At 72.8% G+C, this 16,079-nt stretch carries 15 protein-coding genes; 9 read left to right on the top strand and 6 right to left on the bottom strand.

Features of this window, described 5'->3' with window-relative positions; translation table 11 throughout:
- Nucleotides 1-34: 34 nt before the first annotated feature.
- From F2B26_RS03625 to F2B26_RS03610, 4 genes are all read left to right on the top strand, one after another.
- Nucleotides 35-1,918, top strand: a complete 1,884-nt coding sequence (locus F2B26_RS03625) for a beta-glucoside-specific PTS transporter subunit IIABC (protein WP_159806533.1) — start codon at nt 35-37, stop codon at nt 1,916-1,918.
- Between the two features lie 71 nt (nt 1,919-1,989).
- A complete protein-coding gene (locus F2B26_RS03620; protein WP_159806531.1) occupies nt 1,990-3,402 on the top strand; it encodes a glycoside hydrolase family 1 protein in 1,413 nt (470 codons plus the stop codon).
- Nucleotides 3,403-3,490: 88 nt separating this feature from the next.
- Nucleotides 3,491-4,342 carry a PRD domain-containing protein gene (locus F2B26_RS03615; RefSeq protein ID WP_159806529.1) on the top strand — a complete coding sequence of 284 codons (852 nt, stop codon included), beginning with the start codon at nt 3,491-3,493 and terminating at the stop codon, nt 4,340-4,342.
- Nucleotides 4,339-4,587 carry a PTS sugar transporter subunit IIB gene (locus F2B26_RS03610; RefSeq protein WP_159806527.1) on the top strand — a complete coding sequence of 83 codons (249 nt, stop codon included), beginning with the start codon at nt 4,339-4,341 and terminating at the stop codon, nt 4,585-4,587. The genes F2B26_RS03615 and F2B26_RS03610 overlap by 4 nt, the downstream gene beginning before the upstream one ends.
- Before the next feature lie 106 nt (nt 4,588-4,693).
- On the opposite strand, the gene pntB is transcribed toward F2B26_RS03610, so the two are convergent.
- From pntB to F2B26_RS03590, 4 genes are all read right to left on the bottom strand, one after another.
- Entirely contained in the window at nt 4,694-6,151 is a 1,458-nt protein-coding gene (pntB, locus tag F2B26_RS03605) for a Re/Si-specific NAD(P)(+) transhydrogenase subunit beta (protein ID WP_159806571.1), read from the bottom strand.
- 2 nt (nt 6,152-6,153) lie between these two features.
- Nucleotides 6,154-7,710, bottom strand: coding sequence for a Re/Si-specific NAD(P)(+) transhydrogenase subunit alpha (locus tag F2B26_RS03600; protein ID WP_159806569.1), 1,557 nt, complete (start codon nt 7,708-7,710; stop codon nt 6,154-6,156).
- Nucleotides 7,711-7,895: 185 nt separating this feature from the next.
- Entirely contained in the window at nt 7,896-9,557 is a 1,662-nt protein-coding gene (locus F2B26_RS03595; protein ID WP_159806525.1) for an MDR family MFS transporter, read from the bottom strand.
- A 101-nt stretch (nt 9,558-9,658) separates the two neighbouring features.
- Nucleotides 9,659-10,195 carry a MarR family winged helix-turn-helix transcriptional regulator gene (locus F2B26_RS03590; protein WP_159806523.1) on the bottom strand — a complete coding sequence of 179 codons (537 nt, stop codon included), beginning with the start codon at nt 10,193-10,195 and terminating at the stop codon, nt 9,659-9,661.
- Nucleotides 10,196-10,350: 155 nt separating this feature from the next.
- Between F2B26_RS03590 and F2B26_RS03585 the strand changes: the two genes are divergently transcribed.
- From F2B26_RS03585 to F2B26_RS03570, 4 genes are all read left to right on the top strand, one after another.
- Nucleotides 10,351-11,304: an SPFH domain-containing protein gene (locus F2B26_RS03585; RefSeq protein WP_159806521.1), complete on the top strand. Its 954-nt coding sequence runs from the start codon at nt 10,351-10,353 to the stop codon at nt 11,302-11,304.
- Nucleotides 11,301-11,528, top strand: a complete 228-nt coding sequence (locus tag F2B26_RS03580) for a type II toxin-antitoxin system antitoxin (RefSeq protein ID WP_159806519.1) — start codon at nt 11,301-11,303, stop codon at nt 11,526-11,528. The genes F2B26_RS03585 and F2B26_RS03580 overlap by 4 nt, the downstream gene beginning before the upstream one ends.
- Nucleotides 11,529-11,632: 104 nt before the next feature.
- Complete coding sequence (locus F2B26_RS03575; RefSeq protein ID WP_159806517.1) at nt 11,633-13,102, top strand: DUF4153 domain-containing protein; 1,470 nt, start codon at nt 11,633-11,635, stop codon at nt 13,100-13,102.
- 29 nt (nt 13,103-13,131) lie between these two features.
- Nucleotides 13,132-13,479: a NifB/NifX family molybdenum-iron cluster-binding protein gene (locus F2B26_RS03570; RefSeq protein WP_159806515.1), complete on the top strand. Its 348-nt coding sequence runs from the start codon at nt 13,132-13,134 to the stop codon at nt 13,477-13,479.
- 66 nt (nt 13,480-13,545) lie between these two features.
- On the opposite strand, the gene F2B26_RS03565 is transcribed toward F2B26_RS03570, so the two are convergent.
- The gene (locus tag F2B26_RS03565; RefSeq protein WP_159806513.1) at nt 13,546-15,015 is read right to left on the bottom strand and encodes a glutamate synthase subunit beta; all 1,470 of its coding nucleotides are present in this window, start codon (nt 15,013-15,015) and stop codon (nt 13,546-13,548) included.
- 237 nt (nt 15,016-15,252) lie between these two features.
- On the bottom strand, nt 15,253-15,531 hold the full coding sequence (locus tag F2B26_RS17390; protein ID WP_235929480.1) for a hypothetical protein: 279 nt from the start codon (nt 15,529-15,531) through the stop codon (nt 15,253-15,255).
- A 46-nt stretch (nt 15,532-15,577) separates the two neighbouring features.
- Here F2B26_RS17390 and F2B26_RS03560 point away from each other — a divergent pair.
- Nucleotides 15,578-16,079, top strand: a 502-nt coding sequence (locus F2B26_RS03560) for a glycerophosphodiester phosphodiesterase family protein (RefSeq protein WP_268891092.1), incomplete at its 3' end; no start/stop codon positions are given.

Raw genomic sequence — 16,079 nt, 5'->3', positions numbered from 1 at the left:
CACCCGCGCGACGACTTCGGTTCGAGGAGGAATCGTGGCATCCGCCAGCAAGTACGAGAAGGTCGCCGCCGACGTCCTGCGTGGCGTCGGTGGACCGTCCAACATCAGGTCCGTGACGCACTGCGCCACCCGGCTCCGCTTCGTCCTGAACGACCGAGACAAGGCCGACAAGGCCGCCGTCGAGGCCACCCAGGGCGTCATCACGGTCGTCGAGGCCGGCGGCCAGTTCCAGGTCGTCATCGGCAACACGGTGGCCAACGTCTACGAGGCGCTCACCGCCACCTCGGGTGTGGCCACCGGCGAGGGTGGCTCGTCCGGCGGGCTGCTCGCCAAGGCGATCGACCTCATCACCAGCATCTTCACCCCGTTCCTGTGGGTGCTGGCCGGGACCGGTCTGCTCAAGGCCCTGCTCGCCGTCGTCGTCAAGATCACGCCGAGCTTCGCCACCACGTCGACCTACGCGATCTGGTTCACCACGGCCGACGCGGTCTTCCAGTTCCTGCCGATCCTGCTGGCCATCACGGCGGCCAAGCGGTTCAAGGCCAACCAGTTCGTGGCCGTCGCCCTGGCCGGCGCGCTCATCTACTCCTCGACGATCGGTGTGATCGCCGGGCCGGACGGCGCCAGCCTCACGCTCAAGGGCTTCGCCGACGCGGGCGGCTCGCTCACGTTCTTCGGCATCCCCGTCGTCATGATCAGCTACCTGTCGGGGGTCATCCCGATCATCCTGGCAGTCTGGGCGCAGGGCTACATCGAGCGCTTCTTCACCACGATCCTGCCCGAGGCGCTGCGCAACTTCCTCACCCCCATGTTCACGCTCATGGTCGTCGTGCCGCTCACCTTCCTGGCCATCGGCCCGCTGTCGGACTACGCCGGGCAGGGCCTGTCGGCGGCGGTCAACTGGTTCTGGGGCCTGTCGCCGGTCATCGGCGGTGCGCTCATGGGGGCGTTCTGGCAGGTCTTCGTCATCTTCGGGGTGCACTGGGGGTTCATCCCGGTCATCGTCCAGGACCTGGCGACCCAGGGGTACTCGCTCATCACCGGGCCGCTGTTCGCTGCGGTGCTCGCCCAGTCCGGGGCCGCGGCCGCGGTCTTCCTCAAGACCAGGAACCGCCAGCTCAAGGAGGTCGCCGGTCCGGCCACGATCTCCGCGTTCCTCGCCGGTGTCACCGAGCCCGCGATCTACGGTGTGACGCTGCGGCTGAAGAAGCCGTTCATCTACGCGTGCATCGGCGGCGCGGTGGGTGGCGCGATCGCCGCGGCCGGCGGCTCGGCGGCCGAGGGCTTCGTGCTGCCCGGGGCGATCACGCTCACCGCCACGATGAACATCGGCAACTTCGCCATGCAGCTGATCGGGACGGGTCTGGCGATCGTCATCGCCTTCGTCCTCACCATGACGCTCGGCTTCACGGACCTGCCGGCCACGGACTCCGCGGAGGCCACACCCGTCGACGCCACGGTCTCCGGTGACGAGGTCACGGTCGGGCTCCCGGTCTCCGGCCAGGTCCTGGCGCTGTCCGAGGTCCCGGACAAGGTCTTCTCGTCCGGCGCGATGGGCCCGGGGGTGGCCATCGTCCCGACCGAGGGCAAGGCGTACGCCCCGATCAGCGGGACGCTCGTCACGGTGATGCCGCACGCGTTCGGCATCCGGGCGGACAACGGCCTCGAGGTGCTCGTGCACATCGGGCTGGACACGGTCGAGCTGGGTGGCGAGCACTTCACGCCGCAGGTGCAGGCCGGTCAGCGGGTGAGCGCGGGCGACCTCATCGACGAGTTCGACATCGCCGGGATCCGGGCCGCCGGGTTCGACCCGACGACGGTGCTCATCGTCACCCAGCAGGGCGCCTTCACGCAGGTCGTGCCCGTCGCCGCAGGCCAGCGCGGGGCCCGTGAGCCCGCGCTCGACCTCGTCGGCTGACCGCGCCACGCGGGTCGGGGAGGGGCGTCGCGTCCCTCCCCGACCCGTCGCTCCCCCACGAAAGGACCACCATGCTCGACCACCCGTTGCCGCCGTTCCCGGACGGCTTCCTGTGGGGAGCGTCCACCTCGGGCTACCAGGTCGAGGGCGGCTGGGACGCGGACGGCAAGGGCCCGTCCGTCGTCGACGCCCGGACGGACTTCCCTGCCGGGACCGCCGACTACACCGTCGCCTCCGACCACTACCACCACCTGGAGGAGGACGTCGCACTGTTCGCCGAGCTGGGCCTGACGGCGTACCGGTTCTCCGTGCAGTGGAGCCGCGTGATCCCCGACGGCGACGGCGAGGTCAACCCGGCGGGTCTGGCCTTCTACCGCCGGCTCGTCGACCTGCTCGTCGAGCACGGCATCGAACCCGTCGTCACGCTCTACCACTTCGACCTGCCACAGGCCCTCGCGCTCAAGGGCGGCTGGGGGTCGCGCGCCACGATCGACGCGTTCGTGCGGTACGCGCAGCTGCTCTACCGCGAGCTGGGCCACGCCGTCCGCTACTGGCTGACCATCAACGAGCAGAACATGATGGTGCTGCACGGCCAGCAGCTGGACATCCTCGACGGCCCCGCCAACCGCGACGTCAACGTCTACCAGAAGAACCACCACATGCTGCTCGCCCAGGCGCGGGCCATGGCGGCGCTGCACGAGCAGCTGCCCGGCGCGCTCATCGGGCCCGCACCGAACATCGCCTACGTCTACCCCGCCTCACCGGACCCGGCCGACGTCATCGCGGCGGACGACTTCAACGCGGTGCGCAACTGGCTGTACCTCGACGTCGCGGTGCACGGGCGCTACCACCCGGTGGCCTGGGCGCACCTGCAGGCCACCGGCCAGGCGCCCACCGTCGACCCCGGCGACGCCCAGGTGCTCGCCGCCGCCCACCCGGACTTCCTGGCGTTCAACTACTACGCCACCCACACCGTCGCCGCACCCGCCCGCGACGGCTCGGTGGACGCCCCCGAGGGCATGGACCAGCAGATCGCCGTCGGCATGCCGGGGCTGTTCACCGCGGTGCCCAACCCGTGGCTGCCGAAGAATGCCTTCGGGTGGGAGATCGACCCGGTCGGCTTCCGGATGACGTTCCGGGCGATCTACGACCGCTACCACCTGCCGCTCCTGGTCACCGAGAACGGCCTGGGCGCGTTCGACACCCTCGAGCCGGACGGCAGCGTGCACGACCCGTACCGCATCGAGTACCTCGCCGCGCACATCGAGCAGATCCAGCGGGCCATCGGCGACGGGGTCGACGTGCTCGGCTACTGCCCGTGGTCCGCCATCGACCTGGTGAGCACGCACCAGGGGGTCGCCAAGCGGTACGGCTTCATCTACGTGGACCGCACGGACGACGACCTGCGCAGCCTCGCCCGCCACCGCAAGGACAGCTTCGGCTGGTACCAGAAGGTCATCGCGGCCAACGGGCTGCCCGGCTGACACAGCACGCCGGTGCGGGTCCGAGCCTTGACGGTCCCGCACCGGACGACGAAGGTGCAGGCGCAGCCTGCGACGAAGGAGGAGGGGCGTGAAGGTCCGCAAGGTCTTCAACAACAACGTCGTGCTCGCCGTCGACGACCGCGACGCCGAGCTCGTCCTGCTGGGCCGCGGACTGGGCTTCCAGGTGACCCCCGGCACCCCCGTCGACGAGGGGCTCGTCGAGAAGCGGTTCGTCGTGTCCTCCCAGACGCAGAGCGCCGAGAAGCTCGCGGCGTTCATCGAGGAGATCCCGATCGCCGACATCGAGGTGACCGAGGAGATCCTGCGCGCGGCGCGCGAACGGCTCGGGCCGCAGGTCGCCGACCACGTGCTCGTCCCGCTGGCCGACCACGTGAGCTTTGCGCTGCGCCGGGTCCGCGAGGGGTCGGCGCCCATCGAGTACCCGCTGCGCTGGGAGGTGCAGTACCTGTACCCGGCCGAGGTCGACTTCAGCCGGGAGGCGCTCGGCCTCATCGCGCAGCGCACCGGCGTGGTGCTCCCCGACGTCGAGGCGGTCCCGCTGGCGCTGCACTTCGTCAACGCCCAGTTCGGCCAGGACCTGGACGCGACCGTCCGGATGACCGAGGTGCTCGGCGAGGTGCTCGCCCTCATCCGCTCGCAGTTCGAGGTGGACATCGACGCCGAGTCGGTCGCGGTGGCCCGGTTCGTCACCCACCTGCGCTACCTGTTCCTGCGGGAGCGGCACGGCGGTCTGCTCTCCGGGACGGCCGACGAGCTGCACGACGCGGTCCGGGCGGCCCGGCCACGGGAGTTCGCCTGCGCGCAGGACGTCGCCAGGCTGCTCGGCGAACGCTACGGCTGGACCCTCACCGGTGAGGAGCTGCTCTACCTCACGTTGCACGTGTACCGGCTGACCACCCCACGGGCGGCCAGCCGGTGAGCGACGCCGACGAGCTCGCCGACCGGCTGCTCCCCCTCGTCGGCGGTCCGGCGAACGTCGCCGAGCTCACGCACTGCTGGGCCCGGCTGCGGTTCGTGCTGCACGACGACGGCGCCGCCGACGAGGCCGGTCTGGGCGCGTTGCCGCAGGTGGCGATCGTGGTGCGGCAGCACGGGCAGCTCCAGGTGGCGCTGCGCGGCGACCTGCTCACCACCTACGCGGCGCTGCGCGAACGGCTCGGCTGAGACCGGACCCGCCGGGCCACGACGGCCGCCCGGCCCACGGCCACGACGGCCGACAGGCCCGCACCCCACGAGGGGCACGGGCCTGTCGACAGGTGACCGGTCGGGGTCAGCTGGCGGTGCGGGCACCCGTCGCGGCCGGCTCGGCGGCCGGCAGCGCGGCGATGATGTCGTCGACCCGCGTCTTGGCGTCACCGAACAGCATCGCGGTGTTCTCCTTGAAGAACAGCGGGTTCTGCACCCCCGCGTAGCCGGTGGCCATCGAGCGCTTGAACACGACGACCTGCTTGGCGTTCCACACCTCGAGCACCGGCATGCCGGCGATCGGTGAGCCCGGGTCGTCCAGCGCCGCCGGGTTGACGGTGTCGTTCGCACCGATGACCAGCACGACGTCGGTGTGGGCGAAGTCCGGGTTGATCTCGTCCATCTCCAGGACGATGTCGTACGGCACCTTCGCCTCGGCGAGCAGCACGTTCATGTGCCCGGGCAGCCGACCCGCCACCGGGTGCACCCCGAACTTCACGTCAACCCCGTGCGCCCGCAGCCGCGCGGTGAGGTCGGCGACCGGGTACTGCGCCTTGGCCACGGCCATGCCGTAGCCGGGGGTGATGATGACCGAGGAGGCGTCCCACAGCAGCTGGGCGGTGCTCGCGGCGTCGATCTCGTGGTGCTCGCCCTCGACCGCGGCCGAGGTGAGCACGGTCCCGCCCTCGGAGCCGAAGCCGCCGAGGATCACCGAGACGAACGAGCGGTTCATCGCCCGGCACATGATGAACGAGAGGATCGCACCGGAGGACCCGACGAGGGACCCGGTGATGATGAGCAGGTTGTTGCCCAGCATGAACCCGGCAGCCGCCGCGGCCCACCCGGAGTACGAGTTGAGCATCGACACGACGACCGGCATGTCGCCGCCGCCGATCGCGGCCACCATGTGGAAGCCGAGGGCGAACGCGAGCGCGGCGATCACCAGGATCAACGCCCAGCCCAGCCCGGACGGGGTCTTGCCCACGACCACGAACCACACCATGAGCACGAAGAACACGACGAACGCGCCCAGGTTGAGCATGTTGCGCCCGGGCAGCGTGAGCGGTGCGGACTTCATCTTCGCCGACAGCTTGAGGTAGGCGACGATCGACCCGGTGAAGGTGTATGCGCCGATGAACACGCCGAGCGCGACCTCGACCAGGTGCACCGCGTCGCCGCCCTCGCTGAAGGAGTTGAAGCCGACGAGCACGGCCGCCATGCCGACGAACGAGTGCAGCATCGCGATGAGCTCAGGCATCTGCGTCATCTCGACCTTGCGGGCGATCGGGATGCCGATCGAGGCCCCGATGGCCAGCACGAGCAGGATGAGCAGCAGGGTGACCAGCACCGAGCGGCGCCCGGTCGGGTCCTGCGAGGACAGCCACAGCGAGTGGGTGATGGTCGCGCCGAGCGCGAGCACCATGCCGACCATGCCGGCGACGTTGCCCATCCGGGCGGTGTCCTGCTTGGACAGCCCGGCCAGGGACAGGATGAACAGCACACCGGCGACGATGTACAGGCCCTGCACGAAGTGGAGCAGCATGCTCACGCCTCCTTCTTGAACATGCCGAGCATCCGGTAGGACACCAGGAACCCGCCGAAGATGTTGATCGAGGCGATCGAGGCCGCGACGAAGGACATGCCCATGACGAGCGGGTCCGTCGAGCCGATCTGCAGCAGCGCGCCGACCAGGATGATCCCGGAGATGGCGTTGGTCTGGGCCATGAGCGGCGTGTGCAGCGAGTGCGACACCCCGCTGATCACGTAGAACCCGACGACGACGGCGAGCGCGAACACCGTGAACGCGCCGACGAAGCTCGCCGGGGAGAACGTCACGGCGAGCACGACGAGCGCAGCCGCGACCGCCGACGAGACGAGCCGCTTGCGCATCGACGCCTTGGCCGCGGCGGCCTCACGCGCCGCCCGGACGGCCGGGTCCTCGACCGGGGCCGCAGGCGCCGCGGCGGCCGGGGCCGCCGAGACCTGCACCGGGGGCGGCGGCCACAGCACCTCACCGGCGCGGGCGACCGTCATCCCCCGCTGCACCGGGTCCTCCAGGTCGAGCACGAGCTGCCCGTCCTTGGCCGGGGTGAGCAGCTTGAGCAGGTTGACCACGTTGGTGCCGAACAGCTGCGACGTGTGCTTGGGCATCCGGCTGGTGAGGTCGGTGTAGCCCAGGATCACCACACCGTTGTCGGTGACCACGCGCTCGCCCGGCACGGTGAGCTCGCAGTTGCCGCCACCGGAGGCGGCCAGGTCGACGATGACCGACCCGGGGCGCATGGCGGCGACCATCGCGGCGGTGATGGTGCGCGGTGCGGTGCCGCGGACCAGGGCGGTGGTGATGACGATGTCGGCGCGCGCCGTCTCGGCCGCGTACATCTCCTGGGTGAGCGCTTCCTGCTCGGCGGTGAGCGCCGCGGCGTACCCGTCGGCACTGACCTCCTGCTGGGCCGCCTTCGCCTGGACGAAGGTGGCGCCCATCGACTCGATCTGCTCGCCGACCTCGGGCCGCACGTCGAACGCACGCACCTGGGCACCCATGCTGGCGGCGGCGCCGAGCGCGGCCAGACCGGCCACACCCGCACCGATGACGAACACGCTGGCCGGTGCGGTCTTGCCGGCGGCGGTCACCTGACCGCCGAACATGCCGCCGTACTCCTCGGCCGACTCGATGACGGCGCGGTAGCCCGCGACGTTCGACATGGTCGAGAGCACGTCGAGGGCCTGGGCGCGGGAGATGCGCGGCACGGCGTCGAGCGCGAGCGCCGTCACCCCGCGCTCCGCGAGCGTCGCGACCAGGTCCGGGTGCGCGGCCGGGCCGAGCACCGAGACCAGCGTGGCGCCGGTGCGCAGCGCGGCGAGGTCGGCCTCGGACGGGGCGTTCACGGCCGTCACGATGTCGGCCGACCAGGCGTCGCCCGCCGGGCCGACCACCGCACCGGCCGCCGTGTACTCCTCGTCGGGGAAGTTCGCGGCCGCGCCGGCGCCCTCCTGGACGTGGACCTCGTAGCCCAGTGCCACGAGCTGCCCGACGGTCTTGGGGGTGGCCGCGACCAGGCGTTCGCCCGGCCGGTTCTCCTTCGGCACGCCGATGGTCATCGCGTGGACGGTGACCTCGTCGTCCGTCGTCGCTGTCATGGTCGACGTCACGTTCGTCTCCTGGTTCTCGTCGATGGCGGCGGAGTACCGGGAGGCCCGGCTGATGTCCTCATCCGCCCCGCGCTCAACTTAGTCGTCCGCAGGGGTCGAGGGGGCCGCACTGTCTGCCAGGTCACGCGTGGTCGTCAGGTGCGCGGCGGGCCCGGCACGGCGGCGACCTCGACGTCGGCGGCCTGCGGCTCCTGCTCGATGAGCCGTTCGACCTCGGCGCGCTGCTCCAGCCCGGTCCGGTGGTGCAGCGGCACCTCGCGCAGCGCGATTACCGCGACCAGCGCCACCACGGCCATCGGCACGGCCAGCAGGAAGAGCTCGGCGATCGCGTCCCCGAAGGACTGCTCGACCACCGTCCGGACCGGTCCGGGCAGGGTCGCCAGGTCGGGCAGCGTGCCGCCACCGAGCGCGCCGGTGTGCACCCCGAGCCGGGCCAGCCCGTCGGCGATGAGGTCGCTCGCCCGAGTCGAGAGCACGGCGCCGAGCACGGAGACCCCGATCGCCCCGCCGAGCGTGCGGAAGAAGGTGACCGAGGCCGTGCCCACCCCGATCTGCCGGACGTCGAGGGTGTTCTGCACCGCGAGCACGAAGTTCTGCATGAGCATGCCGATCCCGGAGCCCAGCACGGCCATCGCGAGCGCCACGAACCAGAAGCCGGTGTCCCAGTGGATCGAGCCCATCGCGGCCAGCCCGACGAGCTGGAGCACGGCGCCGACGAGCATCACCGGCTTGTACCGGCCGGTGCGCGAGACGATCTGGCCGGACAGCGTCGAGGCGATGAACAGCCCAGCCATCATCGGGATGGTCATGAGCCCGGAGGCGGTCGGGGTGCGTCCGCGCGCCAGCTGCATGTACTGGGCGAGGAACACCGAGGTGCCGAACATCGAGACGCCGACCGAGGCGCTGCCGATGACCGCCAGCACGAAGGTCCGGTTGGTGAACAGGTGCAGCGGGATGAGCGGTTCGGCGGCCCGGGACTCGACGACGACGGCGCCGGCCAGCAGCCCGAGCGCACCGGCCACCATGGCCGCCGACTGCCAGGAGACCCACGGGTAGGAGGTGCTGGCGAACGTGACCCACAGCAGCAGGAGCGTGACACCGGCGCTCAGCAGCGCCGCACCGGCGTAGTCCAGGCGGGGCCGGCGGCGCGGCACGGACGGCAGGTGCAGCGTGCGCTGCAGCACGACGAGCGCGAGCACGGCGAACGGCAGACCGACGTAGAAGTTCCAGCGCCAGCCCGGGCCGTCGGTGATGACACCGCCGAGCAACGGCCCGCCCGTGGTGGCCACCGCCATCACGGCACCGGTGAGGCCCATGTACCGGCCTCGCTCCCGCGGGCTGATGATGTCGGCGATCAGCACGACGGACAGCGACATGAGGCCGCCGGCCCCGATGCCCTGGACCGCCCGGGCCGCGATGAGCTCGGCGACGCCCTGCGCCATCCCGGCCACGGCCGAGGACAGCACGGAGATCACGAGGGCGACCTGGATGAGCACCTTGCGGTCGACGAGGTCGGCGAGCTTGCCCCAGATCGGCGTGGACACCGTGGTGGCCAGCAGCGTGGCGGTGACCACCCAGGTGAACGACGACTGCGACCCGTGCAGGTCGGCGATGATCCGCGGCAACGAGGACGAGACGACGCTCGTGGCCAGCACGGACACGAACATCCCGAGCAGGATGCCGGACAGCGACTCGAGCACCTCACGGCGGCTCATGGCGGGCCGGCCGGTCGGGGCGGCGGGAGCACTGGTCGCGACCGCGGGGGTCGTGCTGGCGGAGGTGGCGGACGAGCTCATGGCGGGGCCTCATCGTGGCGTTCTTCGGAGCCTGGGCGTGGTGGGTGGCCCGGGCGGGCAAGGTCAGGCGTTCGGGGTGGTGCAGGTGCGGTGACGCGGGGTCAGACGGGAGGTGCCGCGGGGGCAGACGGAGGTGCCGCGGGGCCGGTACGGCTGGACGCGGCGACGGCCTCGGCGAGGCGTTCGAGCACACCGACGGCCTCGTGCAGCTCCTCGACGGTCCAGCTGGCGAAGCCGATGGCCGTGCGGCGGGCCAGCTCGGCGCCGACCCGTTCGGACAGCTCCCGGCCGGCCTCGGTGAGGCGCAGCGTGCGGATCCGCCGGTCGGCGTCGTCGATGCTGCGCTCGACCATGCCCTGGTCGACCAGGCAGCTGACCTGGCGGCTGGCCACGGACAGGTCGACCCGCAGCGCGGCCGCCACCTCCCCGAGGGTGCGGGGTTCGTGGCGCGCGAGCATCCGGACGATCGCGACGCCTGCGACGGGCGCGTCGACGCTCTCGTGGATGGCCTGTGCGACGGCCCGCTGGGCCCGGTTGAGGTCCTCGAGCGCACGCAGCGTCTCGATCTGCGCGGTGGCGGTCGAGACCGACGGCCGGGCCGCAGGGGTGGCGGCAACCAGCTGGTCGGTGAGGGGCACGGCACCAGGATGCACCGAACACTTGCATATGGCAACTCTTGCCATCTACAAGTTCGCAACGGACTGCCGACCACCCCTTCCGCCACCCGCGACAAATGTGATATCACTTTGATATCGCTCCGGACGGTCCGGGCGATCCGAAGGACGTGAGCACCATGAACGACCTCCAGCCGGCAGGTTCCGTCGGCGGCGAACCGACCGGCGTCCCCGTCGGTCACGACGGCACCCGCGTGGACATCGACGAACGCACCGCACCCGCCGCGCCGGCCGGTGTCGCCCTCCTCGTCACCCTGGCGGCGCTCGGCCTCATCGCCGGCTCGGTGGCCGCCTTCGCGGCGGCCGACGCCGGGCAGGACGCCTGGGGCGTGGTGGGCGCGGTCGGCATGCTCGTCGCCGTCGCCCTGTTCACCGGCCTCGCCGTCGTGAGCCCCGGGCAGACGCGCGTCGTGCAGTTCTTCGGTCGCTACGTCGGGACCATCCGGCGCACCGGCCTGGTCTGGACCCTGCCGCTGTCCGTGCGGCGCAACGTCTCGGTGCGGGTGCGCAACTTCGAGACCAGCGAGCTCAAGGTCAACGACGCCGACGGCAACCCGATCAACATCGCGGCGATCATCGTCTGGCAGGTCGCCGACACGGCCAAGGCCACCTTCGCGGTGCAGGACTACGTCGACTTCGTGCGCGTGCAGTCCGAGTCGGCGCTGCGGCACGTGGCCACCTCGCACCCCTACGACCACGCCGACGAGGGCGAGGCGACCCTGCGCGGCGCCACCGACGTCGTCTCGGCCGAGATCGCCGCCGAGGTCGCCGCCCGCGTCGTCATCGCCGGCATCGAGGTGGTCGAGGCGCGCATCTCCAACCTCGCCTACGCCCCGGAGATCGCCCAGGCCATGCTGCAGCGCCAGCAGGCCGGCGCGATCATCGCCGCCCGCACCCGGATCGTCGACGGCGCCGTCGGGATGGTCGAGGAGGCGCTCGCCCGCCTCGAGTCCGACGGTGTGGTCAGCCTCGACGAGGAGCGCAAGGCCGCCATGGTCTCCAACCTGCTCGTCGTGCTGTGCGGCGACAGCCGGGCGACCCCCGTGGTCAACACGGGCAGCCTGTACACGTGAGTCCCACCGAGCAGGACGAGCCCGACGGCGCCCAGCGCCGTCGGGCCGTCCTGCTGCGCCTCGACCCCGCCGTGCACGAGGCACTGGCCCGCTGGGCCGCGGACGACCTGCGCTCGCTCAACGCCCAGGTCGAGCTGCTGCTGCGACGCGCCCTCGCCGAGGCCGGCCGGTCCCCCACCGGAGCCCGGCCGCAGCGCGGTCCGGGGCGGCCCCGCAAGGACTGATCTGCACACCCGTTCTCAGGATCTGCACAGCGGCTCCCCAACCCTGCACCGAACCCGGCCACCCGTCTCGGCACCGGCCGTCGGCCGCTCACTAGCGTTCAGGAATGACGTCGACGCCGCCGGTCCCGGAACCCGCAGCCGCAGCAGCAGCCCCCTCGTGGGCCCCACCGCGGGCGCCGCAGCCCGACCGGCTCACCCTCGCGGCCAGGACGTTCTGGCAGGGCTACCGCGCACCGGTGCCGGCCTCGGTCCTCGCCGGTGCCGGCGTCACCGGCCTGCTCGGCGCGGTGGTGCTCACCTCACGGCCCGGGCTCGGTCTCGTGCTCCTCACGATCGCCGGCTGGGCGGCGGCGGCACCCGTGCTCGTGCATCGGCGTCGGTGGGCCGACCTGGCGCTGGCCGTCGGCGCGGTGGCCCTGGTCGCCGTCGTCGCCGTGCGGGACAGCCCGCCGGTGCTCGTCACCGCACTGCTCGTGGCGGTCGTCGCCGCGCTGGTCGCCGCGACCGGTGCCCGCTCGCCGCTGGCCGTGCTCGCCAGCCCGCTCACCGGGGCGGCCACGGCCGTGCGCACCCTGCCGTGGATGACGCGCGGCCTGGTGGGGCGGGCGCACTCCTCGGTCCGCGCACTGGTCGGCGCGGCCGCTGCCGTCGCGGTCGCGGTCGGTCTCGCGCTCGTGTTCGGCGCGCTGTTCGCCTCCGCCGACCCGGTCTTCGCCAGGCTGCTCCCCCACCTCGACCTCGCCGACGCCCCGGCCCGCATCGTGCTCGGGCTGCTGGCCGCCGGTGCCGCGGCCGCACTCGCCCACCTGGTGACGACACCGCCACCGGGCGCCCGGTTCCACCGCCCGCCGGCGCGCACCGCCCGGCTGCACGAGTGGCTGCTCCCGGTGCTCACCCTGGACGCGCTGGTCTGGGCGTTCGTGCTCGTCCAGGTGTCGGGCCTGCTCGGCGGCTCCGCCCAGCTGCTCGCGAGGGCGGGTCTGAGCTACGCCGAGTACGCCCGCCAGGGCTTCGGCCAGCTCCTGCTCGCCACCGCGCTCACCCTGCTCGTCGTCGCGGTCGCGGCCCGCCGCGCACCGCGGGCGACCGCCACCCACCGGCTCTGGACGACGGTGGGGCTGGGTCTGCTGTGCCTCGGGACGCTCGGTGTGGTCGCGTTCGCGCTGCGGCGGATGGGCCTGTACGTCGACGCCTTCGGGCTCACCCGGCTGCGGGTGATGGCGACCTGGGCCGAGCTCGTGCTCGGCGCGGGGCTGCTGCTCGTGATCGCCGCGGGCGTCCGGTGGCGGGCTGGGTGGCTGCCGCGGGCCTTGGTCGGCACGCTCGTCGTCGCCGCGCTGGGCCTGGCCGTGTGGAACCCCGACGCCCAGATCGTGCGGCACAACGCGACGGCCACCGCACTCGACGGGCTCGACCTGCCCTACCTGGCCGAGCTCTCCGCCGACGCCGTCCCGGCCGCCCGTGACCTGCCCGAACCGGACAGGTCACGGCTGCTCACCTCGCTGCCGCACGAGGCGCCCGACGGCTGGGCGGCCTGGAACCTGTCCCGGGCGCAGGCCGCCGCGGACTCCTGACCGGGCGCGCTCCTGGGAGACTGGTTCTCATGACTGAGACCCCCAGCGCTGCCATCGTCGTCGCCGTCAACCTCGCCGCGGACCAGGTGGGGGGTGGCTGGGGCCGGGCGCACGACGTGGCGATCGCCCGCGTCGTCGACGGCCAGGTGGTCGACTGGCAGGAGCACGAGGTCGGCTGGGACGAGCTGCACGGTCAGGGCGCCGAGGGCGCCCACCACGCGCGGATCGTGCGGTTCTGCCGCGAGCACGGCGTGCAGGTCGTCGTCACCGGCCACATGGGCCCGCCGATGCAGAACACCCTGAGCAAGCTGGGCGCCCGCGTCGTCCTCGGGCTCACCGGCGACGCCCGCGCCGCAGCCGTGCAGGCCGCGGGCTGACCCCACCGGCAGGCTGACCCCGCCCGCGCGCCCGACGCTCCTGGTCAGGCGCGCAGCCCCACGCCGTCAGGCGCGCAGCGCCAGGCTGCTCGCCTGCACGGGCGCGGGCAGCTGGGTGCTGCCGGACAGGAACGCATCGGCCGCCGCGGCCGCCGAACGCCCCTCGGCGATGGCCCACACGACGAGCGACTGACCCCGTCCGGCGTCACCGCAGACGAACACCCCGGGCACCTGCGTCGCGAAGCCCTCGTCGCGGGTGATCGTGCCGCGCGCGGTGAGGGTGACGCCGAGCTGGTCGAGCAGCGGGCTGCGCTCGGGCCCGGTGAACCCCATCGCCAGCAGCACGAGGTCGGCCGGGATCTCGCGTTCGGTCCCCGGCCGTGGGACCACGCGGCCGTCCACCAGCTCGACGTCGACCAGGCGCAGCGCACGCACCCGGTCTTCGCCGACGAAGGCCGTCGTGCTCACCGCGTACAGGCGCTCACCGCCCTCCTCGTGGGCGCTGGCGACCCGGAACACCATCGGGTAGGTCGGCCAGGGCTGGGAGTCCGGACGCTCCTGCGGCGGGCGCGGCATGATCTCGAGCTGCGTCACCGAGGCGGCGCCCTGGCGCAGCGCGGTGCCCAGGCAGTCGGCACCGGTGTCGCCGCCGCCGATCACCACGACGTGCTTGCCGGCGGCCAGCACCTGGTCGGCCGGCGGGCGACCCACCGCGGCCCGGTTCGCCTGCGGCAGGTACTCCATGGCCTGCAGCACCCCGGGCAGCTCGCGGCCGGGCACCTGCAGGTCGCGCGGGGTGGTCGAGCCGACGGCCAGCACCACGGCGTCGTAGCGCGCGCGCAGGTCCGACCCGCTCACCTGGTCGCCGCCCACCTCGATACCCGTCCAGAACCGGGTGCCCTCGGCGCGCATCTGCTCGATCCGCCGGTCGACCACGTGCTTCTCGAGCTTGTACTCCGGGATGCCGAACCGCAGCAGGCCGCCGGGCTCCTCGGCCCGCTCGTACACCGCGACCGTGTGCCCGGCCCGCGTGAGCTGCTGCGCCGCCGCCAGACCGGCCGGACCGGAGCCGACGACCGCGACGGTGCGACCGGTGAACCAGTGCGGCACCTGCGGGGTGTCCAGGCCGCGGCCGAACGCCTCCTCGACGATCGCGATCTCGGTGTTCTTGATCGTGACGGCCGGGTCGGTGAGCCCGAGCACACAGGCCGCCTCGCACGGCGCGGGGCAGACCCGGCCGGTGAACTCCGGGAAGTTGTTGGTGGCCAGCAGCCGGTCGGCCGCATCGGCCCACTGCCCGCGCCAGGCCAGGTCGTTCCACTCGGGGACGAGGTTGCCCAGCGGGCACGCGTGGTGGCAGAACGGCACGCCGCAGTCCATGCAGCGCGCGGCCTGCCGCTGCACGAGCGCGATCGCGTCCGGGTCGCCGGCGAGGTGCGTGTGCACCTCCTGCCAGTCGAGCAGGCGCACCGGGACCGGACGGTCCGGCGGCAGCTCACGGTGCCGCAGGTTCAAGAAACCCTGGGGGTCAGCCATGTCCTGGACCACCTGTCCTGCTCGGCGCGGCCGACTCGGCCCGCTCGTCCCGGCCGGGCCCGGCCGGGCCCCAGCACACCGCGACGGGCACCGGGGTCGCCGATGCCCGTCGGGGCTCGTGCGGCACGTGGCCGCGCGGCGCGGGATGCACGCCTGGGGCGACGCTAGCCGGAGAGCCCTCCCCGTGCACGGACCTAGGTCCCGCGCGAGACGCGCCGCGACCGTGCATGACGGATGTCACACCGCACGACCCGGGGGCACCAGCCAGCTCACCGCCCGGGCGACGTCACCCGCCCGCAGCCACTCGTGCCGCTCCGAGCGCGAGTCCGCCTCGTCGTCCCGCCAGGCGACCATGACGTGCGTGGCCGTCCAGCGCACCGCACGGGCCGGCCGCCACTCCTCACGCCCGTCGGCCCACACGACCCGGACGATCACCGGCACGTCCCCCGAGGGGCGCGTCGGGATCTGGTCGGGCAGCTCGCGGTTGGCCACCGTCCGCCCGGGTTCGTGTCGCACGCACCGAGTGTATCGAACAGATGTTCGACGCTCTACAGTGCTCGGTGTGGGCTACCTCGACTCCCGACACCCGGTCCTCGCGCTCGCCCACCGGGGCTTCGACCTCACCGGGCGGGAGAACTCGATGGCCGCGTTCGACGCGGCCCGTGCGCTCGGGCTCGACCACGTGGAGACGGATGCGCACGCGACCGCCGACGGGGTCGCCCTCGCCCTGCACGACAGCCACCTGGACCGCACGACGGACGGCACCGGTGCGGTGGCCTCGCTCACCTGGGACCAGGTGCGCCGGGCGCGGATCGGCGGCACCGAACCGGTCCCCCGGCTGGAGGAGCTGCTCGGCGCGTGGCCCGACCTCGCGGTCAACATCGACGTGAAGTCGGCCGCGGCGGTCGGTCCGACGGCCGCCGCGATCGAGCGCACCCGGGCGCACGACCGGGTGCTCCTCGCCTCCTTCTCGGCCGACCGGCGCCGGCGCACCCTCGCGGCGCTGAGCCGACCGGTGGCGACCTCGGCCGGGCGCAGCGCCGCCCAGGCGCTGTACACCCAGC

It is taken from the genome of Cellulomonas citrea (genome assembly GCF_009829685.1).
In the GTDB taxonomy this organism is placed as follows: domain Bacteria; phylum Actinomycetota; class Actinomycetes; order Actinomycetales; family Cellulomonadaceae; genus Cellulomonas; species Cellulomonas citrea.
Note: the sequence above shows the minus strand (reverse complement) of the source record. Positions and strands in the feature narration are given on the sequence as shown.